Annotated in this window: 27 protein-coding genes; 23 read left to right on the top strand and 4 right to left on the bottom strand. The window is 46.6% G+C overall.

Features of this window, described 5'->3' with window-relative positions:
- Positions 1-144: 144 nt before the first annotated feature.
- On the bottom strand, positions 145-765 hold the full coding sequence (locus tag BW42_RS14930; RefSeq protein WP_052019199.1) for a GGDEF domain-containing protein: 621 nt from the start codon (positions 763-765) through the stop codon (positions 145-147).
- 216 nt (positions 766-981) lie between these two features.
- Positions 982-1,254, bottom strand: coding sequence for a hypothetical protein (locus BW42_RS14925; RefSeq protein WP_035412890.1), 273 nt, complete (start codon positions 1,252-1,254; stop codon positions 982-984).
- Positions 1,255-1,560: 306 nt separating this feature from the next.
- On the opposite strand from BW42_RS14925, the gene BW42_RS14920 reads away from it, so the two are divergent.
- The 9 genes from BW42_RS14920 to BW42_RS14880 all read left to right on the top strand — a co-directional run bounded on the left by BW42_RS14920 (position 1,561) and on the right by BW42_RS14880 (position 9,093).
- Entirely contained in the window at positions 1,561-2,535 is a 975-nt protein-coding gene (locus BW42_RS14920; RefSeq protein WP_035412887.1) for a YafY family protein, read from the top strand.
- Positions 2,536-2,606: 71 nt separating this feature from the next.
- The gene (locus BW42_RS14915) at positions 2,607-3,254 is read left to right on the top strand and encodes a DJ-1/PfpI family protein (RefSeq protein WP_035412885.1); all 648 of its coding nucleotides are present in this window, start codon (positions 2,607-2,609) and stop codon (positions 3,252-3,254) included.
- Positions 3,255-3,367: 113 nt separating this feature from the next.
- Positions 3,368-3,790, top strand: coding sequence for a MepB family protein (locus BW42_RS14910; RefSeq protein WP_369792040.1), 423 nt, complete (start codon positions 3,368-3,370; stop codon positions 3,788-3,790).
- A gap of 722 nt (positions 3,791-4,512) precedes the next feature.
- A complete protein-coding gene (locus BW42_RS14905; protein WP_035412882.1) occupies positions 4,513-5,205 on the top strand; it encodes a response regulator transcription factor in 693 nt (230 codons plus the stop codon).
- A gap of 1,169 nt (positions 5,206-6,374) precedes the next feature.
- Complete coding sequence (locus tag BW42_RS14900; protein ID WP_155960216.1) at positions 6,375-6,731, top strand: hypothetical protein; 357 nt, start codon at positions 6,375-6,377, stop codon at positions 6,729-6,731.
- A gap of 24 nt (positions 6,732-6,755) precedes the next feature.
- Positions 6,756-7,382, top strand: a complete 627-nt coding sequence (locus BW42_RS14895) for a hypothetical protein (RefSeq protein ID WP_035412878.1) — start codon at positions 6,756-6,758, stop codon at positions 7,380-7,382.
- A 68-nt stretch (positions 7,383-7,450) separates the two neighbouring features.
- Positions 7,451-8,230: a hypothetical protein gene (locus BW42_RS14890; RefSeq protein ID WP_035412872.1), complete on the top strand. Its 780-nt coding sequence runs from the start codon at positions 7,451-7,453 to the stop codon at positions 8,228-8,230.
- A 42-nt stretch (positions 8,231-8,272) separates the two neighbouring features.
- Entirely contained in the window at positions 8,273-8,836 is a 564-nt protein-coding gene (locus BW42_RS14885; protein WP_035412870.1) for a hypothetical protein, read from the top strand.
- 71 nt (positions 8,837-8,907) lie between these two features.
- Positions 8,908-9,093 carry a hypothetical protein gene (locus tag BW42_RS14880; protein WP_035412867.1) on the top strand — a complete coding sequence of 62 codons (186 nt, stop codon included), beginning with the start codon at positions 8,908-8,910 and terminating at the stop codon, positions 9,091-9,093.
- Here BW42_RS14880 and BW42_RS14875 read toward each other — a convergent pair.
- A complete protein-coding gene (locus tag BW42_RS14875) occupies positions 9,083-9,373 on the bottom strand; it encodes a type II toxin-antitoxin system HicB family antitoxin (RefSeq protein WP_035412865.1) in 291 nt (96 codons plus the stop codon). The two genes, BW42_RS14880 and BW42_RS14875, sit on opposite strands and share 11 nt — an antisense overlap.
- 390 nt (positions 9,374-9,763) lie before the next feature.
- On the opposite strand from BW42_RS14875, the gene BW42_RS16215 reads away from it, so the two are divergent.
- The 14 genes from BW42_RS16215 to BW42_RS14805 all read left to right on the top strand — a co-directional run bounded on the left by BW42_RS16215 (position 9,764) and on the right by BW42_RS14805 (position 22,708).
- Positions 9,764-10,252 (top strand): helix-turn-helix transcriptional regulator, encoded by a 489-nt coding sequence (locus BW42_RS16215; protein ID WP_197026253.1) that lies wholly within the window; start codon positions 9,764-9,766, stop codon positions 10,250-10,252.
- A 349-nt stretch (positions 10,253-10,601) separates the two neighbouring features.
- Entirely contained in the window at positions 10,602-10,790 is a 189-nt protein-coding gene (locus BW42_RS14865; RefSeq protein WP_035412863.1) for a hypothetical protein, read from the top strand.
- 14 nt (positions 10,791-10,804) lie between these two features.
- Positions 10,805-11,029: a hypothetical protein gene (locus BW42_RS14860; RefSeq protein WP_050678812.1), complete on the top strand. Its 225-nt coding sequence runs from the start codon at positions 10,805-10,807 to the stop codon at positions 11,027-11,029.
- 92 nt (positions 11,030-11,121) lie between these two features.
- Positions 11,122-12,219 carry a hypothetical protein gene (locus tag BW42_RS14855; protein ID WP_035412860.1) on the top strand — a complete coding sequence of 366 codons (1,098 nt, stop codon included), beginning with the start codon at positions 11,122-11,124 and terminating at the stop codon, positions 12,217-12,219.
- 22 nt (positions 12,220-12,241) lie between these two features.
- Positions 12,242-14,611 (top strand): VirD4-like conjugal transfer protein, CD1115 family, encoded by a 2,370-nt coding sequence (locus BW42_RS14850; protein ID WP_197026252.1) that lies wholly within the window; start codon positions 12,242-12,244, stop codon positions 14,609-14,611.
- 12 nt (positions 14,612-14,623) lie between these two features.
- A complete protein-coding gene (locus BW42_RS14845) occupies positions 14,624-14,875 on the top strand; it encodes a hypothetical protein (RefSeq protein WP_035412857.1) in 252 nt (83 codons plus the stop codon).
- Between the two features lie 19 nt (positions 14,876-14,894).
- Entirely contained in the window at positions 14,895-15,311 is a 417-nt protein-coding gene (locus BW42_RS14840) for a hypothetical protein (RefSeq protein WP_035412853.1), read from the top strand.
- Positions 15,312-15,337: 26 nt separating this feature from the next.
- Complete coding sequence (locus BW42_RS16075) at positions 15,338-17,284, top strand: pLS20_p028 family conjugation system transmembrane protein (RefSeq protein WP_052019195.1); 1,947 nt, start codon at positions 15,338-15,340, stop codon at positions 17,282-17,284.
- Between the two features lie 4 nt (positions 17,285-17,288).
- On the top strand, positions 17,289-17,600 hold the full coding sequence (locus BW42_RS14830) for a DUF5592 family protein (RefSeq protein ID WP_035412850.1): 312 nt from the start codon (positions 17,289-17,291) through the stop codon (positions 17,598-17,600).
- Between the two features lie 4 nt (positions 17,601-17,604).
- Positions 17,605-18,240 carry a hypothetical protein gene (locus BW42_RS14825; RefSeq protein ID WP_052019193.1) on the top strand — a complete coding sequence of 212 codons (636 nt, stop codon included), beginning with the start codon at positions 17,605-17,607 and terminating at the stop codon, positions 18,238-18,240.
- A gap of 7 nt (positions 18,241-18,247) precedes the next feature.
- Positions 18,248-20,191, top strand: a complete 1,944-nt coding sequence (locus tag BW42_RS14820; RefSeq protein WP_035412847.1) for a VirB4 family type IV secretion system protein — start codon at positions 18,248-18,250, stop codon at positions 20,189-20,191.
- Entirely contained in the window at positions 20,191-21,297 is a 1,107-nt protein-coding gene (locus tag BW42_RS14815; protein ID WP_052019191.1) for a lysozyme family protein, read from the top strand. The genes BW42_RS14820 and BW42_RS14815 overlap by 1 nt, the downstream gene beginning before the upstream one ends.
- Positions 21,298-21,310: 13 nt before the next feature.
- Positions 21,311-21,868 carry a hypothetical protein gene (locus tag BW42_RS14810; protein WP_035412844.1) on the top strand — a complete coding sequence of 186 codons (558 nt, stop codon included), beginning with the start codon at positions 21,311-21,313 and terminating at the stop codon, positions 21,866-21,868.
- Positions 21,869-22,708 carry a hypothetical protein gene (locus tag BW42_RS14805; RefSeq protein WP_035412841.1) on the top strand — a complete coding sequence of 280 codons (840 nt, stop codon included), beginning with the start codon at positions 21,869-21,871 and terminating at the stop codon, positions 22,706-22,708.
- Positions 22,709-23,130: 422 nt separating this feature from the next.
- On the opposite strand, the gene BW42_RS16355 is transcribed toward BW42_RS14805, so the two are convergent.
- Positions 23,131-23,298, bottom strand: coding sequence for a hypothetical protein (locus tag BW42_RS16355; RefSeq protein WP_155960212.1), 168 nt, complete (start codon positions 23,296-23,298; stop codon positions 23,131-23,133).
- Positions 23,299-23,384 lie beyond the last annotated feature (86 nt).

Here is a 23,384-nt window from a genome sequence, read left to right as displayed (position 1 = left end):
AAACGCCTTCGTATATTTGACCATAAAAAATACCCCATAAAAGTTGGATTTTTATTTCCGACTTTTATGGGGCAGTTCACCACTCGGTAGAGGGTTCTTGTATGGAAAGCTTCTTGTGTCACGTCTTTTAAGATGTAGATCCGATCAATGAGCGGAAGGATGAAGTCGCGCAGCTTGAAAGACCTGATTTCGTCCGCGACGCTTCGCCTCGTAGAGAGCGGCATCGGCACTTTTCGTCACTTCCATGAAGCTGATGGATGCCTGTGATTCGCACGAAGAGATACCGATTGATAGCGTCACATGGATGTACTCTTCATGATGGATAAGAAAGCGAGTCGTCGCACAAGATACGCGGATGTCTTCTGCCAGTCGTTCAACGTAGGATACATTTGTTTCCGGAATGAGGAGCATGAATTCCTCTCCTCCATATCGACCGATGACAGCATTGTGTGGGGTATGTTCTCCAAGCAAGTTACTAATCTGCGATAGAATAACATCTCCTTGATCGTGTCCATACTTATCGTTGACGAACTTAAAGTGATCAATGTCAATCATCATGACCGTAAACGAAGGATGAGCAATCATGAAGTAGTCTCCTTGATCCTCAAGGGCGCGACGATTATGAAGCCCAGTCAAGGAGTCCGTCAGTGCGAGTTCTTGATGAAGTCTGACTTGCCCGTAGTGTTGTTTGACGTAATAAAGGAACGAATGAATAAGGACGGCTACTAAAGCAATATAAAAACTGAATAAAAGCGCATTTTCCATGAAAGACTTCATGTCATTTTCACTAATATAGACAAGTGGCAGATGGATGAGTAAACAGCAGGTGATGATAAGGGGAAGTGTTTTGAACTCGTCTCTCAATAAGTGCTTCAGCAGTAAGACGATACTTAAAATGAACGTATAAGTAATTAAGATCCAGGGGAAGAGGAAAAACTCATCATTGGTTAATGTAATCGCTTGCCACATCAATAAGATGAATCAAGTGATGATGCCGTAACTCGTACCACTATAGTAAAGAGCGATGATCAATAGGACGATCGAGAAATCGAATGTGAAACCACGAAACGATATGTCGTTAATGGTCACCCAGTAACAGGCAATCAAGGCTAGGATAATTACGAATAAGTATTTCTTTATGATACTCGTAGAAGGAGACTCAATCGTAAGACGTTTATAGCTAAAAAGAGAGATAAGTACAAACAATGTAATAAGGGCTAAATTAACCACTAAATCGTTTAGCAGATGAATCATAATAAAGTCTCCCCTCTCCCTAAAACCTCCCTATCCCTGTCATCGATTTTCGAAAATGATTCATATTAAGTAATAAATACCCATCTATTTCTTTTTTACGCCTAGTTCTAAAGTACTTCTAAGCTAGATCATGAAAACCTTCTTTAGTTCAAAAATAGTCGAGGTAAATCGATTGAAGTAGGATCTAATAAACAATAAAGTAATTCAAAATTACATATTTACGGGATCGATAAAAAACATAACATACCCTACGTAATGAAATACAAATGTAGGCAAAGATAACACAACAGAAAAGAGGCGAGGTTTTTGGCGAAAAGTGATAACCTACTAGCTATCTTGTGGTTACTACGAGAAGGGAATAAAATCACGGCGAAGCAAATCGCTGAACAGCTCGAAATGAATGTACGGACCGTCTATCGCTATATGGAGACGCTCTCCATGAGTGGAGTACCTATCGTGGCTGAAACCGGTGTGAAAGGCGGGTACACCCTCTTGAACCATTTCGTTGACGCTCCTCTATACTTTGATCAGCAGGAACGGAGTGCACTATACCATGCAGCGGTCTTTGCTGAAAAAGCGGGCTATTATGGAAGTACAAGCTTAGAGAATGCCATTTTAAAAATCAATCGGCATTCAAAAGTAGAGGAGACGGATGTATTGCAGCTTCCGATTAACGCACTTGAAGTGGCGCATGAACACATGCCGCTAACTGTTTCGGCAGCGCGTAACCTCTCCCTAATCGAGAGTGCGATTTTAAAGCGCTTCATCATAGAGATTACCTATAGACGCCCTAACGCTGAAAAAGCTGAGAAGCGCAAGGTGGATCCCTACAAGATTGTGTATTGGAAAAGTGCCTGGTATGTGACAGGACATTGTCATCTAAGAAACGCCATACGTAACTTTCGAGTAAACCGAATCGAACAACTAACTGTGACTGAGGATCTCTTCCTCCAACCCGAATCATCCAAAGAATCAGACCTCTTCCTGACCGAACTCTTACCTAGCAGTGAAACGAAGGAATCGAAGAAAATGGATCTCGTCATCAGAGGTAGCGAGACAGCCATTGAAGAGCTGAGCCGTCACTGGTACTTAAAGAACTGTATCAAGCAACACGAATGGCAAGAGATTGTCTTTCTCATTGAACCCTCGGTCTTAGAGACATACATACCTGGTCTACTCATTACGTATGGAACGGCAGTACAGGTCATCTCCCCTCCGGATGCAAAACAACTGATTGTCGAGCGTCTTCTAGAACTAGCAGCATTTCATTCCCAAACTTGATCTTTACTGACAGTAGTTGTCAGGGAGACCACTCTAAAATAAGCCTATGACATACTTAGGAGAGTGGCAAAATGATAAGGCAAGTATATCTTTATGTATTCGATTCGGTTTCGGATTGGGAATATGGTTACTTAATGGCTGAATTGAAGTCCGGTCGATATTTTAAAACGAATGAGTCCTCTCTACCCGTCACTACTGTCGGTGTAAGTCGAGCAACGATAACGACGATGGGCGGGCTTCGCGTCAAGCCTGATATTACTGTTGCAGAAATGAATGTGGATGGACGGGACCTCTTAGTACTACCCGGTGGAGAAAGCTGGGGGCAGCCAATACACGAACCTATGCTTGAAAAAGTTGAAGGTGTCTTCGAACGAGGAGCATACGTCGCAGCGATTTGTGGCGCAGTCCAGGGTCTTGCGAATAGTGGCTATTTGGATCACCTTCGTCATACGAGTAATGATCAGTCCTACCTTGAAATGATCTGCCCAGCGTATAAGGGAAGTCCTTTCCATCAAAATGGTCCTGTCATCAGGGACGGTCGATTGATCACAGCTTCCGGTATGGCTCCGCTCGAGTTTGCGAAAGAAACAATCGGCGCAATGGATGTCTTCCACGCAGATACGCTTGAAGCTTGGTACCAGTTGAATAAAACATGTGATGCTACCTATTTTTTTCAACTGATGTCATCGCTCGAAACAAATGAAGGTTTTTCATTTTAAGAATGAATTCCGTCAACGCCCTTGAGCTCTCATCGATAAATTTGTTACTAACAGTTGCTCGAGACTTGATATAGGTCATTCATTAATTAAAAGGGATAAAGGATGGTAAGAGAATGAATGATTTCTGGACAGCCTTCGCATACATCAATGAACAACTCTATATGCCGTGTCGATTGACGCCACATGATATTCGAGAAGAAACTCAGAATGGAGCATATGGAGCGGGTCGATTTTGTTCTGGAGAAACGTCCATTCGCTTTCGGGTTGCTAAAGCGACTCCCACTAAACTCGGTCAATTCGTAGTGATTTGGGATAAGGATGAACAGAATAAAAATCAGCCATTTTCAGAAGATACAGCGACGGATCTGGTAGTCGTGAATACGTTTAATGATTCGAATCGATTTGGTCAATTTGTTTTTCCGAAGGGAGTCCTAAAGCAACATAAAATCCTTAAGACAGGGACGATTAAAGGAAAGGTGGCAATGCGTATTTATCCGAGCTGGGCTGGGATAAACCGACGAGTAGACAAGCAATAGCAATGCGAATATGGCAATTAAATTATTTTGTTGAATTTAATAAGTTCAGGAAACTGCCAGTAGATGACTTAAAACGACTATATTTGAAAGAAGACTGAATGATTTTTAATACTAGAACCACATAGAGTGAATAAATTTAAATTATGAAGATATATCGATGAATTAGAATAGATTTAAATAATCTATTTTAATTCATCAACTTTAATGGCATGAAAAGGGAGGTCATTTCCTCCCTTTTTTCTATTTATACGTACATTAATGGCAAGCAAACTAACTTAAAAAATAATAAAGAATTTCGAACAGAAATAGCATGCTCGGTAGAAAAATAAATTAGAGCCAAGTTACGTTTTTAGTTGAAATCGTGTAACATATTGTCCTTACATCGAGTTTTAATCAATTTTTAATTCTAAGTGTAAGACTGTTTACGTATATAACTGAAGCGACTATTAACAAAATAAACATATGCATACTTCCCTCGCTTGAAAGTCAATGAAAGTTAACAAGTCAAAATGAAGAAAACCATATTGTCCATAAAAATCAAATTATTTCAACACTATTTTTATATTACCAATAGTATTACTATTGAAATGTTGTTCAAATAATAACAGGTATTGAACTATTATCAATTTTTAGAAAACATTGGTTTTAAAAATGAGAGTTTTAAAAATGAGAACGGGCTATAGTTTCAACATTATAGAGCACACATTGAAAGGGAGAAAACTGTGAATAATCCGAAAGTGAAGATTCTCATCATTGATGATCATCCATTGTTCAGAGAAGGTGTTAAACGTATACTTGCATTTGAAGAAGAGTTTGTTGTCGTAGCAGAGGGACGAACTAAATCAGAAATTTCTTATCTTGTGGAAAAATATCGACCAGATATCGTTTTGATGGACATTGATTTAACCGATGAAGATAGCATGGTGGCGATAAAAAATATAAGTGAAACGTATCCGGGTGTTCAAATGGTCATTCTATCGTTTTACGAAGATGAAAGGCGTGTAATGCGTGCATTTGAAATCGGAGCAGTTGGCTATCTTCTTAAAGAAATGGCAACGGACGAGCTCGTGAATGCCATTCGATCCGTTTACCAAGAAGGTGGATATATTCACCCGAAAGTTACTTTGAATTTAATACAAAAATATCGAAGTTTAATGAAACAAAAGCAAGCGTTAGAAACTCAAGTGAAAGAAGCAGAAAGATTAAAAAATTCTAAACAAACGTTAACATCTAGGGAATACGAAGTTTTGCAACTAATAGCCTCAGGCTGTTCAAATAAAACGCTCGGCAATGAATTATGCATTAGTGAGAAAACAGTGAAAAACCATGTCTCAGCCATTCTGCGTAAGATGAGCGTTTCTGATCGGACCGCAGCAGTTGTAGAATCTATACGCCTCGGATGGATTAGTGTCTAATATAGTCTACTTCAGCTAAACAAGAGCGGTGCTACGAGTTTGAAGTACCTAAAATACAAGACGCCAGTCTACCATCTTCTAAGAACGAGAATGGCAGACTGGCGTCTTATCAGACCTGATGAGATTCTAGGAAATTCAATGGTAGAAAGACCGTCATGATTCATCTTCAGTATAGATTTCATCTACTCATCCTTTTCTGATATCTTCTTTTCCCTTCAGCATAATCACCTTAACAGCAATAAGACTCTTGCTTTCTTCGACCATGATTTATGAAACAAGGTTAGACGGATTAAACTTGTCATTGTAGTCGAACATCACCTCTGACATGCTCTTGAATACTTCTTTAGCATGCTTGATGCTTCTGGAAGGGTCTCTCCTTCAGTGTAAACATTTTCTAAATCAGGAATGATGTCCGCACATTATTTCAACCTTTGCTTATATTTTACTCGTCGATGAAATGTATGAGTCGCCCCTTAATTTTAAAAACATGTAGACAAATTTAAGTTGAAAATAATTATTTTATTTGTAAATTGTAAAATATAGAATTGCTAGTATACAAAAAATCAATTATATGGCTAAAATTTAAACTAATTTCCTTCAAAATCTTCTTAATATATACGATAAAAGGGCTGACGAAATGATTGCTGCCATCCCGAAATCTGACCGGATTGTCCGCGTGACGAATACCGGAGCGATTCTCAAACGTGCCGATTTAAAACTTTAAAGTGGGACGATCATCAAAAATGTTCCTTTCGTTTACAATAAAAGGATTGCTGGGGGCGAGTTACCAACTCAAAAACCGGGTACGTTTTATATTGAATCCGCTTTAATCCTTGAGGTATTTCCGTATCGCGAGGTCTTGATTTGTGTCAACACGTCGAACGAGAAGCTCGGTGTCTTAAGACTGGAAGGGACGATCATTGGTAGCCAATCATTACGTCCTTCCCCGCGTGGACTATAAGCGCTGTTGGCGGTGTAGCATGGGACTTTACCTGTTCTCCTCACAACTCGTCGTCACCAATCCGTTTCGTCCGCCTGATTGGCAGCATTAAGGAATTATCAATCAAGTGAAGACGGGGGAATGGTCATTCTTCACGAAACGAGAGCCCGGACCGTTCAGGAACATCGTCGTGAGTCTCGTCCTCATGCATACTGAGGCGGCCGTCACCATGAAACGATTCGACGGCAATCTCCTTGCCTTGAACGAGATTTATGGAGTCGGCTTCAATCCGGAAGGGTTCGACGCGACGATAGACCGCCGTCTTGTCGGGTTCTTCGACTTCGCTTCCTATGTCGTCGAACAGGAACAACGCCTGACGAACGACTATCTCATTAAGGTCCTCCGTACCTATGAGCAAGCCGTCGTATTCAAGGGTGCCAATGGCACCGATACGAAGCCCCACTTCCCAGCAGGACGCTTGGTCAACACCATGCACGACCCTAGCGCCTCCAGCGTCTCGACACTTCGGGATGAGGATGGAAAAGCCGTCGCGGTCTTCATGCCGAAGTGTCGCGAACCCGAATAAAAAGATTTTAAAGGAGATTCACAAATGGCTAAAAAGATTTTAATTCCTCTGTTCATCCTCGCCATCCTCTTGATTGGTGGCGGGGCGTATCTAATCTACACTGGCACAAATCAAAGCAATTCCAAAAAAGAAACAAAATCTGGCTATATCCGTGATTCCGAACTCGGAGAACAGACAGATTTCGAAAAAGAAAACTTTGATAAGCAAACGCCTGAAGTCCAAGAAAAAATGACCTTCATCAAGGCAGCTTATAAAAGTTACATTCCGAATGATGAATCTTTCAATAGCCGTATCGACGTCCTTAAACAATGTACCGTCAATTATCTCGATTTAAGCAAAGAATCGCGTAGCATGATGATGGAGAGCCTTGGTGAAGATAACATCATGGTTCCTGATTGCGACGTTGACGGTATGCTGCAAGGCGTCGAGTTAAATTCTAGCCAAAAAGAATATGTCGACATGCTTCGTGATCACTTTGCATCATATTCTGAGCAACAAACCGTATACGAAGAGCAAGCAAAAGAATGGGGTGCTGCTGACATGGCAGCTCGTCCTGACATTCAAGATGAACTGGATAATGTCGAATATCGTCTGTCATACATCGAAGACGGTATGGCCGAATTATTCAATAAATTCTTCCCTATGCTTTAACTGAACTTTTGACATTTTGACAACTTCATAGTCCGCCGCTCCCCTCGACAAAAAAGGAGACTATCATCATGAGCAAACCACTGAAATGGATTTTAGGTATCATCAGTGTTGGTCTGGTCATCAATCTCGCTGTCGTCACTGCCTTGTTGTTGAACAACTCGTCGCAAAAGGCCAAACAAGAAGTCGCATCAACTAAGGTCGAGGCAGGAGCGGAGAAGGACGTGAAGAAAGAAGAAATCCCTCAAGAAGACCCTCCAATCTTCGAAGATTCCTATACGGACGAAGAAGTCGTCCCAACCGATGAAACGACCACCGATGAAGACACCGAGACGACTGACGAGAGCACTACCGACGAAGGACTCGCCGTCATTCCGGATCCTGAAGATTACTCAGACATCGACCGCGTACGCCAAGAAGCGGCCGATTACTTGAACGAAGGCGCTCTTGAAGAGGCGGGTGCTGCCGGGACCGATTACTATCTGCTCGTTGAAGTCCTCAAGCAAGCGGTCGATTCGTATCTGTATTTTAACGAGGAGAACGTCGACGTCCGCATCCAGTCAGAAAGTACAATTGAAATCAACATCCCAGACATCTATATCTACGCAATCATGGAATATGCGGACGCAAACGACGACCGCATGTACTACCTCAACGAACTCGACGAATCTCTTGAGAACTATGCTGCCAACCAACAATTCTATCTCAAGAACATCGACACCTATTTTGCCGCTAAACAAAATAACGGTGACCTCGAAGAAGCGAAGTTGAACGTCAAGGACGGGGAATACGCCGTCGACGTCGCAAAACAGTTCGTTGTCGAGGCGATGGGCACTTTGCTTACACTTTAAACAATTTGGCAATCGTTCTCATGACGCAAAGGAGAAAAGAACATGAACTCAAAACAAAAGTGGTTTCTCGCAATCGCTTCGCTATTTCTCGTCTTTTTCGTGACGTTTCTAATCGTTTATAAACAACCTAGTATCCAAGCGACACCACCACTCCAATTGAAACTACAAATAACCCCGATTGATAAGGGTGATGCGGATAGCGCAATAGAATATCAAACTAACGGCTTTAAGGAAGAAATAATCGGCGAAAGTGACCCGAATGTCCGCATCGATTTGTTCAGGGAATATTTAATCGCTGTCGTGAAAGCGAACGAATTCAATGCTCAAGAAATCTATGAAGGGCGCCAACCAATTGATAACGTCGGCATAAACATCACGAATATTATGGGCGCTGTAATGACTGCAAAAATTGAACATGACACAACTTCTGTATTCGAACGCCATGATGATTATGAAGGTATAAGCTATAAGTACTTTAATCTCTTAGAGGCGTCACACGAGGATGGTTTCACGAAAGAACAACAACAAGAAGCCGAAAAAGCTCAATTGAAATTTGAGGCTAAAGGTCAGGAATTAATCGATGTTGTTGACCAATTGTATCCTTAATTACAAGTTCTTCATTAGCGAACGAACTTCCCTCGTACAATTAAGAAAAGGACCGAGGGGAAGTATGTGCGATGCAGAAGAAAAGTCAGAACGAATGGTATCTCGAAGAATGTGCTAGTTGGATTAAAGCGCATCACAAGCCGTATCTCGATAAATATTTTCCGGGTTCCGTGCCACGTTCGACGCGTAAATCGTTGCTCGACCTGAAATTACCATTCTGCTCGATTGACCACGCGACGATTCATCTCATCTTCTGAAGTCACCTGTAGTCCCCTTTGGCGTTACGTTCACCTCGACGGCAACAAGGCTTTCGCCTTCTGCGATCGTGATTTCTGAGACGGGGCTAGGCGGACTGAACTCGTCATTGTAGTCAATCATCACTTCCAGCATGCTCTCGAGTACTTCCTCAGCATGTTTGACGGATTCTAATAGTGTCTCTCCTTCGGTATAAACATTCTCTAAATCAGGAAATCGGACTAAAAAGCCTCCATCCTCCAAGTCAGGAGTGATGACCGCATAATATTTAAATTTTTGCATGGACGTTCCTCCTCGATGAAAAAGTTTGAGTCGTCTATCAGTCATGGAAAATGCAGACAGACCTATGACAGAAATTAATTATGTTAATATACAAAATGTAACATATGGATTTCGTCATATGCAAAAAATCAATTTTATGACTCATCTTGAAACTAAATCCTTTCAAGACCTTCTGGATGAGATAGTTTACAGTTTGAAGACACAATTCCTCTCCGTCGATATACTTAATACAAGAAGCCGTTGCTATCACCTGTATCGTCAAAATTCGACACTCGTAACATGTTTGACACATCAAAATAGCGATTGAATTGACAGAATAATCTGCTATATTCTAACTATCACCAGGAAGACATTGTCATAATGAAGTTCTCGAAGGAAAGGAGCATGTACATGTACCGATTCGGAGAGTGGTTACGACGTGAACGTCTGGAACATGGTTGGAGTCAGGTAGAGTTAGCAGAGAAAACATACGGAGAAATCTCGCAGGCGGCCATCAGTGCCTACGAGCGGAACCGTTCACTTCCTTCCATCCTTGATGTCCAGATTTTGGCGACTGCCTGCGAACAGACACTGGGATCCATCCCTTGGGATGAGTTCGACCTGAGGATGGAGAAGAAACGGAACTGGTCGCATCTGAAGCAGGAACGTTTCAATCTAGCAGAACTCCCGCTAGCGGATTCCATCCGTACGTTCGATGGCAAGACATACCAACTGCACGGGCGAATCGCAATCGAACAAGAAAGCAATGAGACTCAAGAAATCGCACAACTCTATTATCGGATCCGGACCGTCGTCGGGGAGAATCGAGTCATCGCAAAACGGAAACATCCGGATGACGAACTGATTCACGTCTCACGTCGCAGACTGGTCCATCACTGAGACATCCATGTGCATCTATCTACTTATGAAACCTACCAACAATTAAGAAGAGGAATTGATGACCGTAGCAGCATATCGCTAAGGACAGTCCTTCCAATCATATATCGGCGTGTCCCTCACGTGTGACCGGGTGAGCGGGATATACGCAGAAATGGTTCGGCGAGAGTCGCCTAAAACTCGCCCGCAGGTCACATGTTCGTTGAGGGTCAGCGAAAAACCCTAGACAGATGCCCGGTACCGGACATCAGAGTTCGTGGGAGAACGTGCTCCAAACCCACCGCCCTGCTCGACTCCGACTGTCCTTAAGGATGTGCTGCTGCGCATCGACCTCAAGGAAGGAGTGTATGTTATGCCGACACGTGAACAGAAGCAGAACAAGACCTTTGCTGAGAAATTGCTCCGAATCCAAGGGAAAGACTATGAGGAGTGGCTCGACGCCCAACATCAAGTCGTCATCCAGGAGAACCAGGAACTGATTTTAGAAGCGCTCGACTCGAAACTGAACTTCACATCGCCTACATCTGCGTCACGGGATTGAGAGGAGGAAAACAGATGGGATTGAATGAGACAGGACTCAGCTTACTCCAGTTCTTTCAAGGACTCGCCGTCATCGCGGCAGCAATCGCCTTCGCAGTTGGTGGCTTCTATTTCATCTTCGGGGGAGATCGCGGACGCTCGAAAGCGGTCGGTTGGCTCGTCGGTGGTGCCGTCGGTCTGATCATCGTCATGGGTGCCTTCACGCTGGCGGAGATGGTTAACGACAACATCAAATTCTAACTGAACAAGTGATCTCACAGACCGTCATTCCAAAATGGATGGTTTTTTTTATTGTCTTCGTTAAGATGTCTTGCTTCAAAGGAGGAGAATACATGCTCTTTGTTCGTTTCACGGATGTACCAAAAGAAGTAGTATTGCCGAACTACGAGCGTCTCCCGTATGAGGAGGCGCTTTTATTATCGACACGAATCCATCAAGAGGCACAACAAACGAACGAACGATTCGCGAGTGAGTTCCGGATTTTCGATGATGACGACCAGCTCGTCTATAAGGGAACATTCCAGTTCGGTGACACGACCTATCAGAATCTCTATTTGCAGCTGAAAGACCGGATTCCACGCATACGGATACGGAAGGAGGATGCGACGAAAAAAATCCTGTTACTCGAGAACTTGGAACGGTTGACGCCAGAGACTTACAAGACGATGGTGACCGAAGCAGCGACTCGAAATAACACGGATGCGACACACATATCCCGCTTACGTCGTGGACAACGTCACATCGTCTATAGTGCCAGTGGTGTGAGCCTGCTGCTCCTCGGCGCGCTGACCGTGGTCCGGATCGTGCAGCCGGACCCTCCGAGCGGCGTCCGAGCTGAAGCGTCAGGTTGGCAATCTCTTTATGAAGCAGCACTGACCGGTGAGACGGGTCCACTCGTCGAGAATCTTGAAAAACGACAGTCGTTGAACGATGAACAACAGCAATTCCTGATCACGCACTATGTCGAAGAACAGGACTACGACCAAGCGGTCTCCGTGACGAAGGATCCAATCGATGTGGAGACGATCATCATGCAGTCGAAGCGATTCGCGACCAATCGTCAGGATACGTTGCATGCCTTCCAAGCCGTCCATCCGACGGACGAAGGGACGTTCGACCTTGCCATCCTACAGAAAGACTATAGACGTGCCGTCTCGCTCACGGACGTCGAGATGACGACCGTACGTCAGGAATCCAGAACACGTGCCTACATCGCACTGAAGGATGTGACGAAGGCGAAGGAGAGCGTCCGGACGGTCCAGGACGAGAAGCTGAAGGAACAAGTGGCGACATTCGTCCGATTGGATGAAGAAATCAAAGCGCTCGAGGATCAAAAGCGACAGTTATCGGAGAAGGAGGACAAAGAAGCACTCGAAAAGCTGAACGAGTCGCTCGAAGCGAAGCAAAGACAATTGGATATGATTATTTAATGAAAGTATGGTGATTGAAATAATGAAGATAATCTCTCATCGATCTGCCATTTCATCCCCTTGGTTGTGGCGTTGTGTCGTCTTCTTAGTCGTGCTCCCCACTCTATTGTTCCTGATACTCAATGTCGCGTTCCAGTTCTTGAGACGGACAGTCGAGAACCTCTTCCGTGACGGGAAGTTGACGACCGGGTCACCGTTGCAGTACGAGTCCGATTGGTGGACGACGCTCGCCTGGTCATCTTCCCTCTCACTCGTACTATTCAGCGGCTGCCTCCTGCTTGGTGGATTTCTCTTGTTGAAATATTGGCTCAACTTCCGTGACCTCAAGGAGGCCCAGAAAGGGAGCGCCCGCTTCACGACGTTCCAGGAGTTGAGACGACAGTATCGTGACGTGCCGGACCGTAAGGAGACGTACCCCGGACTCGGCGGTGTCCCTGTCGGTCGCCATCGTGATCGTCTCTACATCGACGATAGCGCGGTCAACAACCTCGTCATCGGGACGACCCGGTCAGGGAAGGGTGAGACGTTCGTCTTCTCGACGATCGACCTCTACAGTCGTGCGGAAGTACAGGCAAGCCTGATCATCAATGATCCGAAGGGAGAGTTGTTCGCGGCCTCCAAGAGAACGCTCGAGGCCCGTGGGTATCAAGTCGAGGTACTGAACCTGATGAATCCGTCCCAGTCGATGTCCTACAACCTGCTGCAACTGACGATTGACGCCTATCTGGACGAGAACTATTCGCTCGCTCAGCAATATGCGCGCTCGGTCGCCTACATGCTCTATCATGACCCGAAGGCGAAGGACCCGTTCTGGAGCAACTCCTCGACGGACCTCTGTACGGCCCTAATCCTCGGGTTATGTGAACAATCCAGACATGAACCGGAGAAAATCACGATGTATAACGTCGCCCTGATGCTATCCGACCTCGGCTCACGGACGGTCACCGACGGGATGGGACGGGAACAATCGGCGCTCGACGCCTTCTTCGCCGTCTTCCCGGAGAATCATCCGGCACGCATGCAATACGCGACGCTTCACTTCTCCGGTGGTCAGACGCGCGCGAGCATACTCGCCAACACCAACGCCAAGCTCGGCATCTTCACGCTCGATGCGACGGCCCGCTTGACGGCACAGAACTCACTTGATATGAAACTGATTGGTTTCAATCGCTGGATCCGCGGGCGTGCCCTCCCCCTGTCACGGCTGACGTTCCACTTCCCGAGCGGAAGGCAGCTCGCCTTGACGACGGACGACGACGGGAGTTTCGGACTCCATCATGAGGAACCCCTCGTCATCGGTGATGACATCATCGTCGAAAGCGAAGGACAACAGTACACCGTGTCACTATCGGGTTGGAGAGACGAGACGGACGGTCTCTTCGAATGGACGACGGATGCACCTATCGACATACGGGAGATTCGTCAGCATCCGCGTCCGGTCGCCGTCTTCCTGATCGTCCCGGATTATGATCCGACGCTTAACGTCATCGCCTCGCTGTACGTCAAACAGGTCTATACCTCCCTCGCACGCGTCGCCTCACAAGCGACGAGCGGACGATGTGGACGGCAGGTCATCTTCCTCCTCGACGAGTTCGGGAACATGCCAGCGATCGAAGGGATGGCGAACATCATCACCGTCTGTCTCGGCCGGAACATCCGCTTCAACCTCGTCATCCAGTCCTACGCCCAACTCGAGAACCTCTACGGGGAGGATTGGAAGACGATCGACGGGAACTGTGGGAATACGCACTACTTGTTGACGGCGGACGAGTCGACGGCAGAACTGATTTCGAAGAAGCTCGGCGAGCAGACGATCGTCACGAAGTCGCGTTCCGGACAGACGTTCTCTCTCTCGAAGTCGAAGACGGAGAGTGTCGATGGTCGGCGCTTGCTGACGGCAACCGAGGTGATGGGACTGAAGGAAGGCGAGATGCTGATCATCCGCGTCATCAAGCGGCAAGACAAACAGCAGAGACGGATCCAGTCCTATCCGCTCTTCCTGACGGGGCGGACGGCGATGAAATATCGTTATGAATACCTGGCGGATGACTTCGATACGGATTACTCCATCAATGACCTCGTCATCCCTTGCGCGCACGCACATCTTGACTTGAATACGCTCCGTGTCCCCTTCCATCTCGGTGCCTCAGTTGCATCGAAGAGCGATGAGAAGGATGAGGAGACGATGGATGCGACAGATTGGCGCGTCTGCGATGTCCTGCAGCCGAAAATCCTACGCTCAATCTTCGAGACGACAGAATACGATACGTTACCGATTGATTTGTTCGAGCAAGGCATCCTTGACAAGACGATTCCAGTGACGGACAACCAGCGTCACTTTTTGAAGACGATCATCAGCAAACGACTCGAGAAACTTCGTCATGGCGTCTAAGGAGGGCATCATATGACAGAACTGACACGCACGGAACGCGTCCAGCGCGAACTCCGCGTCATCGCGACCATCATCAAGGAGAACAAGAAACGCCTCCGTCGTGGAGAAGTCTTGAACATCCAGACCCGGGACGGATTCCTCGTTATATTTGAGGAAGAAGACCCAGACTCAGGCGACCGAAAAACTGTTACGCTTATAGACACATTCGATTTCCGGGTCCATGTCAGTAATGGCGATCTGACGGACCCGGAACAGGTGTCATAAACGGAAAAGGGGTGGAGGCATGCAAGCGAAACGAGTACTCTCCGGACTATTGATTTCCTCTGCGTTACTTTTAGTTGGTTGTAGTGAAAATAGTGAAGCAAAGTCTCTTAAACAAGTTTCTGTAAAAGAAATTGATCAACTAAAAGATAGTGATCAAAGCAATTTCTTACTTGTTGATAGCGACAGTAAAGCAGAATTTGAGCCTTATGTAGATAAAGTGAAGGATATCGCTGAGAAAGAAGACGTACAAGTAAACTTGTTTAATCCTTTTCAACCTAACGGAAAAGATTTAGAAAATCGTGCTACAGATGAACATGGAGAATTAAAGGGTGGTCGTCTGTACAAACTAGAGAATGGTAAATTAGTTCGTTCTCTCGACCTTACTTCGTTAGATGACAAGGCAATCGAAGATGAAGTAACCTCTTTTATTAATTAAAAGCAGACATAGAAGGGAGGACCATCATGGCTAATGGAGATCTAGCATCCAAACTGGAGGAATTTCAAGACTTATTGAGCATCAGTGATTTAGTGAGAGATGCGCTTCGTTCTATTGGTTGGCTTCTCGTTAGAGGTCTCTCCTTCATCATCGATGGTCTTGAACAGATTACAACTGAAATCCTCCTCATAAAATCATTCTTTAATAATCCTCAAGTGGTTGAATTCGTTCAGACGATTCAACCTTTTTTATATGTCATTTTAGCTGGGAGCTTTTTATTTACCGGTTACTTGATGATTTTTCAGAAAAAATTTGATAGAGAAGGATTTCTCATCAATCTGTTTATCACTTTGTTAGTTTTAGGGTTGTTATCTCCGACAATGATAAAGACAAGTGAGTTCACGGACAAAGCCATTACAAACATCAATCAAGATGGAGTATATGAAAATCGGGATCATACTCTATCACAATCAGTGCTCCAAAAAAATGTACATGATTTAGTCGAATACGATAAAACTGCTTTCAAAGATACAAAAATTAAAATTCCAAACTCTATTCCAGCAAGCCAAATCAAGAATATAGACATCAATGATGTATTTGATAGCGATGAGTATCGATTGAGTAAAGAAGGTGAAGATATTTCTCAGAACAAACTTGCTTGGAATGGGAAAGAAATGACCGAAACCGAGTTAGACCAGAGCGGTGTTGAATGGAACAACCAGTACTACTATCGCTATCACCCGAACTGGCTTACCATTCTTGTCACCCTTGGCGTGATGGGCTTCACTCTTTTCTCGATTGCCTACAAGCTGGCTCGACTTTCGTTCGAGTTGGCTTTTAATTATGTTCTAGCGATTTTAGTCGCCCCCGCCGACCTGCATAGCGGACAAAAGACGAAGAAGGTCATTCAAAGCATCCTGAACACGTTCCTCGTTATCATCCTGATTTTCGTCTCGATCAAGCTCTATACAATCGGAACGGCTTATCTTGCTGATACACTCGATGGTCTCGCCTATTTGATTGCGTTGATTGCTTTCTCCGCTGCCTTGATTGATGGACCGAACATGGTCGAGCGTCTATTCGGGATTGATGCGGGTCTGAAACGCGGTTGGGGTGTCGCACTTGGTGCGTATGCTGTCGGGAAAGGTACGGCAAAAGTCGGGGCTCGCATTGCTGGACAGACGATGAAGAGGACATCACGTCCTTCTACTCCATCCGCCTCGGAAGCTGCCAGTACGAAGTTACCACCGAATCCTCCATCAGGTGGTGGCACACCAACGGGTCGCCCTGATCGCTCGTCAGAAAGTGTTCCGATCCGTTCGCAAACACAAGAGCAAGAGTCGACATCACGCCCAGTGGGACGAGAGCAGCAACATGTCGAGTCGAATGACATGGCAACCAATCATACAGCACAAAAGGACCATACTGCAGCAACAACAAGTGCATCCGCCACTATGAATCGCGCAGATCCTGTCGCACGATCAACACCTGTGTCATCAACTTCGCAATCGACGATACCGGTCACACAATCGAAGATGTCCAATGCGTCATCGAATGCTCAACCGATCACCTTACCTGATGAGCTCGACGCGTCCGAAACATCAACGACATCACAACCGGTCACACCGTCTCCGCAGACTTCCGGAGTACATCGCGACCCTGTTACTTCTTCAACAGATTCGACACGATTCGACAAATCGACTAATACATCATCTCATTCTGTGGAAACGACAGAGAATATGTCGCCGAACGTCACGTCGTCTAGCTCTTCCAATGGCTCACCGTCCATCAGTGAGTCGTCGCCTGAGACGTCATCCGGAACACGGAGGCAACGAAAATCAATCTATCAGACACTGGAGACGACGACACAAAAAGAACTCAAGCATGTCGAACAAGCACAGACACGTGCGACGTCAGAGTCGTCCCGGATGTACTCGACGGATGTCCCGCGCCTAGACCCGAAAAAGGAGTGAGAACATGCAACAGCGCCAGTACCGGATTCCGAACGAAGTCACGACCGAGCTGAAGATCAATAAGATGCTCTATCTCTATGACTTACTGTTTCTCGTCGCTTTGATCATCGTCCGGTTGATTGCTCTTCCGTTCATCCCGGACGCCTTACATCTGCCGTTCACGTTCTTCCTCGTCGGGTTTGGTCTTTTCCTCGTCATCCGACCGACGACGAATCCAGAGAAACGGATGATTCATGTGCTCTATTACGCCCTCATCAAGAAGAAGGACACCTATATTGCCTTGACCGACCAAAAAGATGACACGAAAGGAGCGTGATGGGATGAGTTTATCGGAAGACACACGATTAAAGACTGACCCCACTTCTGAAATCACTTGGCTCGACGAGGTTCAGTTGACGACACCACCAACGCGCAAGGAAAAACGCGTCCGGATCCCACCATCCGTCGCCTCGCTATTACCGATCGTCGATTCGACAGTATTCGACGTATTCGAGATGCAGGACGGGACGTTCTGCGACATCATTCAGCTGACTTCAAAGGATATCTACGGGTTGTCCGAGACGGAGAAGGATCATGACATCTTCTCCCTCGCCTATCTGTTGCAGGCGTACATTCATCCGTTGAAGGTGATTCCGCTCAACACACCGCTTAATTTGGAGAAACAGAAACAGCGAATCGAACGACAACTTCGACAAAATCAAAACGCCGCCTATCGTCCGTTCCTGCAAAAGAAGAAACAAGAACTGAACTATCTTGAGGAGCATCGCACAAATCGCGATTATCTTCTCTTTTTTTATGCACCGGATGAAGCAATGCTGCGGGAACGAAAGCATCAATTGACGAAACTGCTTCGACGCAGCAACCCGATGGTCGAACTGACACTCGAACAGAAAATCCATGTGTTGTTCCAACTGCACAACCCGAATACGAAACCGACTCAGGACGGAAAGGAGTGATGGTGTCATGTGGCGCACGCGTTTTCTACGGAAGCAGGACCCGGAGACGATCAAACGACAGAATGGCTACAATCCGACATTCGTCCAAACCATCCAACCGCAAGGCGGACTCCGCTTCGAACCGAACTATGTCCGGACCGGTGACGGGTATCTTGCCTGCCTCCATGTCTACAAATATCAATCGACCGTCTACGACTTCTGGCTCGAACCGATCCTTAACCTCCCCGGTGTCCTGACGACACTCGACATCGGGACGGCGGACAAACGGGAGATGATCCGGACAATCAATAAATCGATGGCCGAGCAGAATACGCGCTTCGAGAATGCGAAGGATAACGTCGACCGGATTGATGCGCGCGAGACGTATAAGGAATTGAATGAACTCTACGAACAGATTACGCAAGGGGAGACGATGAAGTACCTGCATCTCCGTCTCTACGTTAAAGCGAAGACACTCGACGTACTCGAACGTCAGGTACAGGACGTAATGGAAGAACTCGAAGCACGAAACTTTCGTGCAACCGTCTTCCTGAACGAACAGGAATGGGAATGGCAGAGTCTCTTCCTCAGCTACGAACAACAACAAAAACTACCGAATAGGCGTCGCGGGAAAGAGATTCCGTCGCTCTCCATCGCAGGTGGTTACCCGTTCCACTTCACGTCGCTACAGGATTCGACTGGAACCTACTACGGGACGACCGACACGAACGGGAGCGTCATCTTCGACTTGTTCCATAAGGACAAGCAACGGAAGTTCTACAACGCCTTGATGATTGGAAAGATGGGCTCCGGGAAGTCAACGCTGCTCAAGAAGACGGTCCTCGATCAAGCCATCAAAGGCAATCATGTTCGCATCTTGGATGTAACGGGTGAATTCTCCGACCTCGTGCGACAACTCGGCGGGAAAGAGATTGCGCTCGATGGTTCAGCTGGTCGCATCAATCCGCTCCATGTTTATAAGACGGTGACGCACGCCGACGGTTCGGCGGACGAGGCGCTCTCGTTCATGCAACACCTGTCGAAGATTGCGGTTTTCTATCACTACATCAATCCTGCAGCGACGCAGGAAGAAGCGAACGAGTTCGAAATCCTACTCCGACAGCTCTATCTTGAGAAGGGACTGTGGAACGAGGACGGTGACGCGCCGATCACGACGCACCCAGCGAACACCTATCCCGTCTTCTCCGACTTCTTAGCGCTCGTCCGTTCCGAATTGTATGCGGACATTACGCGGACAACGATTTGTGAGACCATCAGTACAAATCGTGTCCGTCGACTCGAGAACATAGAGCTCGCGATCACGAACCTTGTCCACAACTACGGCAATATCTTCGACGGGCATTCTTCCATCGAGCGATTTGACGAGGAAGCAATCGTCTCGTTTCCACTACGCAACCTGACCAATCTGAAAGACGAAATCTTTCAGGCACAGGTCTTCAATCTGATGAACATGCTCTGGGACGGGATGATCCTCAACGGTGCCGGACAACTCCGTAGCTACAACCAGGGCGAGCTGTTGATCGAAGATGCCTTCAAGTATCTGATTGTTATCGATGAGGCGCATCATCTAATCAATACGCGGGATATCGCCCAACCGGCAATCCTGTACCTACAACAATTCATGCGCGAAGCACGGAAATACTTCGGTGGCATCTTCTTCGCTTCCCACTTGATTACGGACTTCGTCCCGACCGGTTCGAAGTCGGAGAACGCAGAGAACGTCAAGACGTTGTTCCAGCTGACGCAGTATAAGTTCATCGGCGAACAGGATGCCGAGAGCATCCCGACAATCCAGACCGTCTTCGACGGACAGTTGACGGAGAGTGAGACGCGGTTGATCCCGTCGCTTGAGACGGGACGGATTGTCCTCAGTATCTCCGGTGTGAAGACGCTGATTTTCGATGTCGATGTCTCACCCGAGGAGCTGACCTTGTTCGGAGGTGGTGCCTGATGTGGAGTACGGTCCGGCAGTCGGCACGTGTCGCCGTCCGGATGAAATGGCGACTCCTGACCTTGAAGTACCGTTTTATTGCCCTTGGGATTGCGCTCCTACTCCTCCTGTTGATCATCATCGTCGCAGGGATTCTCGATACGTTGACCGGAATCGAGAACGAACAAGCAACGGAGACGCCGATCGCTTACTCGGACGCGAGCCTGCAAGTCAGTGATGATGTCCTACAATACCGCGAAGCGATTGCACGTGAATTAAAGAAAGAACAGCTTGAGGGACAGACGAACGTCGTCCTTGCGTTGATGATGCAGGAAAGCGGCGGACGCGGGAACGATCCGATGCAAGCGAGTGAATCGAAGTGTGGACGGATTGGTTGCATCACCTCTCCTGACGAGAGCATTCGTTACGGCGTGAAACACTTCGCGTCGGTCTTCCGGGAAGCGAACGAGGATGTTAAGCTGACGCTCCAAAGTTACAACTTCGGAGGTGGCTTCATCGATTACGTCCAGGAAAATGGAGGACGCTATACGAAACAACTCGCGATCTCCTTTTCCCAGATGATGTACCAACGCGTCAAGAAGAGCGGCATCTATCAGTGCCATCGTCCGAGTGCGATCGAGCATCAAGCCTGTTACGGTGACATCGAGTATGTCGATGCTGTCCTCCGTTATCTGACACCGACCGTACTAGCGGAAGGCAAGACAGGACCGATCAAAGGAAAACTCCATGCCCCGCTCGACATCCCGCTGCAGATGACGTCGGGGTTCGGATCACGGATTGTTTTCGGAAAGACGGACATTCATACGGGCATCGATTTCAGTTGTCACGATACCGATACCGTCCACGCCGTCCGTTCCGGTACCGTCACCTATAGTGGTCTACGCGGACCGTATGGGCAGTTGATTCAAATCAAACAGGGCGACTGGATTACCGCTTACGCCCACCTTTCCGCACGTCAGGTTAAGACGGGGCAAAAGATCGAAGCTGGGCAGGCGATCGGAATGTGCGGTTCGACTGGACGTTCGACCGGGAATCATCTGCACATCGAATTCAAGACGAGTGATTGGTCCGGACACATTGATCCGGCACCACTGTTTTCACTATAAGGAGGGATGAATTATGACATTGACGAGTCGTCATTTCCTGTGGCTCGTGTTGTTCTGTCTGCTGCTATCGATCAGTGCCAATGTCTATCAATATCGCTCCATGGCAACAGATGAATCGCATCGAATCGAAGAGAAAAACGAGAAGCATGTGTTACCAAAAACAACGGTGTCAGATCCGCCCATCTCAATTAATGAACAAGATCAAGAACAAAATTCAATCATTTCGAAGAACGCAGAACGCTTCATCACGTTCGCCTTTACATGGGAGGATGGGACCTATACAACACGCAAACGACAAGCCGATCAGTATATGTCGAAGTCCATCAAACGGACGTTATTCGCGAGTGGCGGAAGCGATAGCAAGTTCACCGCTTCCGTCTTTGACATCGAAGTCTTTCCAAACCGGGACAATACGGAGCATTGTCTCGTCCGCTTCCAACGGACGTTGACAATCGATGCCAATGGTTACGAAGAGACGTCCGATGAGTTAGTAGAACTGACCTTTACACATCACGATGGACATTACATCGTCAATCAGATGAAGAGTCTTCAAACGTCAGGAGGTGTCTAAATGCATCCAGGAAAGCGAAAGACGCTGACCCGTGACTGGTCGCGACTGTACCTCGGAACAGGTCTGTTCTTCTTGATTGGCTTTCTGTTTTTCGGCTTCTCTTCCCTCTTCTTTGCTGAGGAACAACCAATCAATGCGACACCCATCGGTGAAGAACAACGGTTGACGAATGGACAGACCGCCACGCTTCTCGACTGGTCTCACGATGAGGCGCGGAAGCAAATGCGGGTCCGTCTCCAGTTCAATCAACCTCAAGACTACGCGTCAAAGCTTGTGGCACGAATCGCATATAAGGAACGACCGACGGATGAGCAGCGCGTCCGCGTCGTCTATCACCAGGACGAGCACTACGTCTTCGAAATCGAAGATGTACCGCGTGACTTTGATCAGCTAGCACTCCGCTTGTATGTCGTTAACTCCGAACAGTCACTCGAGAAGCTGAGTGCTGCGAAGCGAGAAGACGCGCTCGTCGAATCACTCTACATGGATCAACGACGTGTACTACAGACGTCACTTTCTATTCAACAAGCGGACGATTATGCACAACTTTTTCTCGCTGACGAGCACCTGCAAAGTCAAAAACGGATCAAGAACATGAAGCGTGAACTAACGGAACAAGCTTCTCTCATCCAACAGATTGAACAAGACATTGAGATAAAAAAAGACACCTTACCCGACCTGACACTCGATGAACAAGTCGAACGTGAGGATGAAATCTTCAATCTGAAGCATGACAAAGAAGACGCACTGTTACGACAAACGGAATTGAAAAAACAACTCACGCAAGAAGAAAAAAGACAAGATCAGCTGTGCATTAAAGCACGTGAACTGAAATGGTAAGGTGGCAAACACCGTGCCAAAATGCGGTTTTTAGTGGCACGCGGTGTGACCTTTTGGCGATTTTGATGATATCAGGGAAATACTAGGCTCCGCCTAAGCTAGCACGCTGAGTGATAGCAGTTTCCCCTTATGCTCTTTTTCACGATTTTAAATCCATTTTGCTTTTTACTGCTTCTGATTTTTGGCTGGAGAACTTGATCGTTCTTCTATCGAGTCCAATAAAAAAACGAGCATCGCGGCTCGTTGAATGTGTTCTAGGATTATCTTTTTAACGACTCAAATACTTTCAACATGACATAAAACGAACCAAAACTAAAAGCTAATCCGAACAACGCGAGCACCCAAACCGACATCTTTCATCCCCTCCTCTCATCCTTATACAGCATTCGGAAGCGTGCGGTTTCAGCAAATGGAAAAATTTATTAATTCATACCGATTGATTCTTTCTTTGCACTAGAAGCGTCACTCATATCAACTGAGAGAGATTCACGTGTGCGTGCCTTCGTATACAGGACTTTTAAAAGTTCCACGATCAAGGAGACGCTCACGGCTTCTCCAAGTGCGTAACCGTGTTCGATGATTGATTGCATGTGTTTCCTCCGTTCTTTGTCTAATTAGGATTGCCTTTCTCACTTCTAATGACAGGAGGAACGAGTGAATTGTTCGGAAAACTTTT

Source organism: Exiguobacterium sp. RIT341 (genome assembly GCF_000632205.1).
Lineage (GTDB): Bacteria > Bacillota > Bacilli > Exiguobacteriales > Exiguobacteriaceae > Exiguobacterium_A.
This window is presented reverse-complemented; position numbering and strand designations above follow the sequence as displayed.

Coding starts and splice junctions, on each gene's coding strand:
- BW42_RS14930 (WP_052019199.1), bottom strand. CDS start 765: ATGGAAAATGCGCTTTTATTCAGTTTTTATATTGCTTTAGTAGCCGTC.
- BW42_RS14925 (WP_035412890.1), bottom strand. CDS start 1,254: ATGATTCATCTGCTAAACGATTTAGTGGTTAATTTAGCCCTTATTACA.
- BW42_RS14915 (WP_035412885.1), top strand. CDS start 2,607: ATGATAAGGCAAGTATATCTTTATGTATTCGATTCGGTTTCGGATTGG.
- BW42_RS14910 (WP_369792040.1), top strand. CDS start 3,368: ATGAATGATTTCTGGACAGCCTTCGCATACATCAATGAACAACTCTAT.
- BW42_RS14900 (WP_155960216.1), top strand. CDS start 6,375: ATGAAACGATTCGACGGCAATCTCCTTGCCTTGAACGAGATTTATGGA.
- BW42_RS14895 (WP_035412878.1), top strand. CDS start 6,756: ATGGCTAAAAAGATTTTAATTCCTCTGTTCATCCTCGCCATCCTCTTG.
- BW42_RS14890 (WP_035412872.1), top strand. CDS start 7,451: ATGAGCAAACCACTGAAATGGATTTTAGGTATCATCAGTGTTGGTCTG.
- BW42_RS14885 (WP_035412870.1), top strand. CDS start 8,273: ATGAACTCAAAACAAAAGTGGTTTCTCGCAATCGCTTCGCTATTTCTC.
- BW42_RS14880 (WP_035412867.1), top strand. CDS start 8,908: ATGCAGAAGAAAAGTCAGAACGAATGGTATCTCGAAGAATGTGCTAGT.
- BW42_RS14875 (WP_035412865.1), bottom strand. CDS start 9,373: ATGCAAAAATTTAAATATTATGCGGTCATCACTCCTGACTTGGAGGAT.
- BW42_RS16215 (WP_197026253.1), top strand. CDS start 9,764: ATGTACCGATTCGGAGAGTGGTTACGACGTGAACGTCTGGAACATGGT.
- BW42_RS14865 (WP_035412863.1), top strand. CDS start 10,602: ATGCCGACACGTGAACAGAAGCAGAACAAGACCTTTGCTGAGAAATTG.
- BW42_RS14860 (WP_050678812.1), top strand. CDS start 10,805: ATGGGATTGAATGAGACAGGACTCAGCTTACTCCAGTTCTTTCAAGGA.
- BW42_RS14855 (WP_035412860.1), top strand. CDS start 11,122: ATGCTCTTTGTTCGTTTCACGGATGTACCAAAAGAAGTAGTATTGCCG.
- BW42_RS14850 (WP_197026252.1), top strand. CDS start 12,242: ATGAAGATAATCTCTCATCGATCTGCCATTTCATCCCCTTGGTTGTGG.
- BW42_RS14845 (WP_035412857.1), top strand. CDS start 14,624: ATGACAGAACTGACACGCACGGAACGCGTCCAGCGCGAACTCCGCGTC.
- BW42_RS14840 (WP_035412853.1), top strand. CDS start 14,895: ATGCAAGCGAAACGAGTACTCTCCGGACTATTGATTTCCTCTGCGTTA.
- BW42_RS16075 (WP_052019195.1), top strand. CDS start 15,338: ATGGCTAATGGAGATCTAGCATCCAAACTGGAGGAATTTCAAGACTTA.
- BW42_RS14830 (WP_035412850.1), top strand. CDS start 17,289: ATGCAACAGCGCCAGTACCGGATTCCGAACGAAGTCACGACCGAGCTG.
- BW42_RS14825 (WP_052019193.1), top strand. CDS start 17,605: ATGAGTTTATCGGAAGACACACGATTAAAGACTGACCCCACTTCTGAA.
- BW42_RS14820 (WP_035412847.1), top strand. CDS start 18,248: ATGTGGCGCACGCGTTTTCTACGGAAGCAGGACCCGGAGACGATCAAA.
- BW42_RS14815 (WP_052019191.1), top strand. CDS start 20,191: ATGTGGAGTACGGTCCGGCAGTCGGCACGTGTCGCCGTCCGGATGAAA.
- BW42_RS14810 (WP_035412844.1), top strand. CDS start 21,311: ATGACATTGACGAGTCGTCATTTCCTGTGGCTCGTGTTGTTCTGTCTG.
- BW42_RS14805 (WP_035412841.1), top strand. CDS start 21,869: ATGCATCCAGGAAAGCGAAAGACGCTGACCCGTGACTGGTCGCGACTG.
- BW42_RS16355 (WP_155960212.1), bottom strand. CDS start 23,298: ATGCAATCAATCATCGAACACGGTTACGCACTTGGAGAAGCCGTGAGC.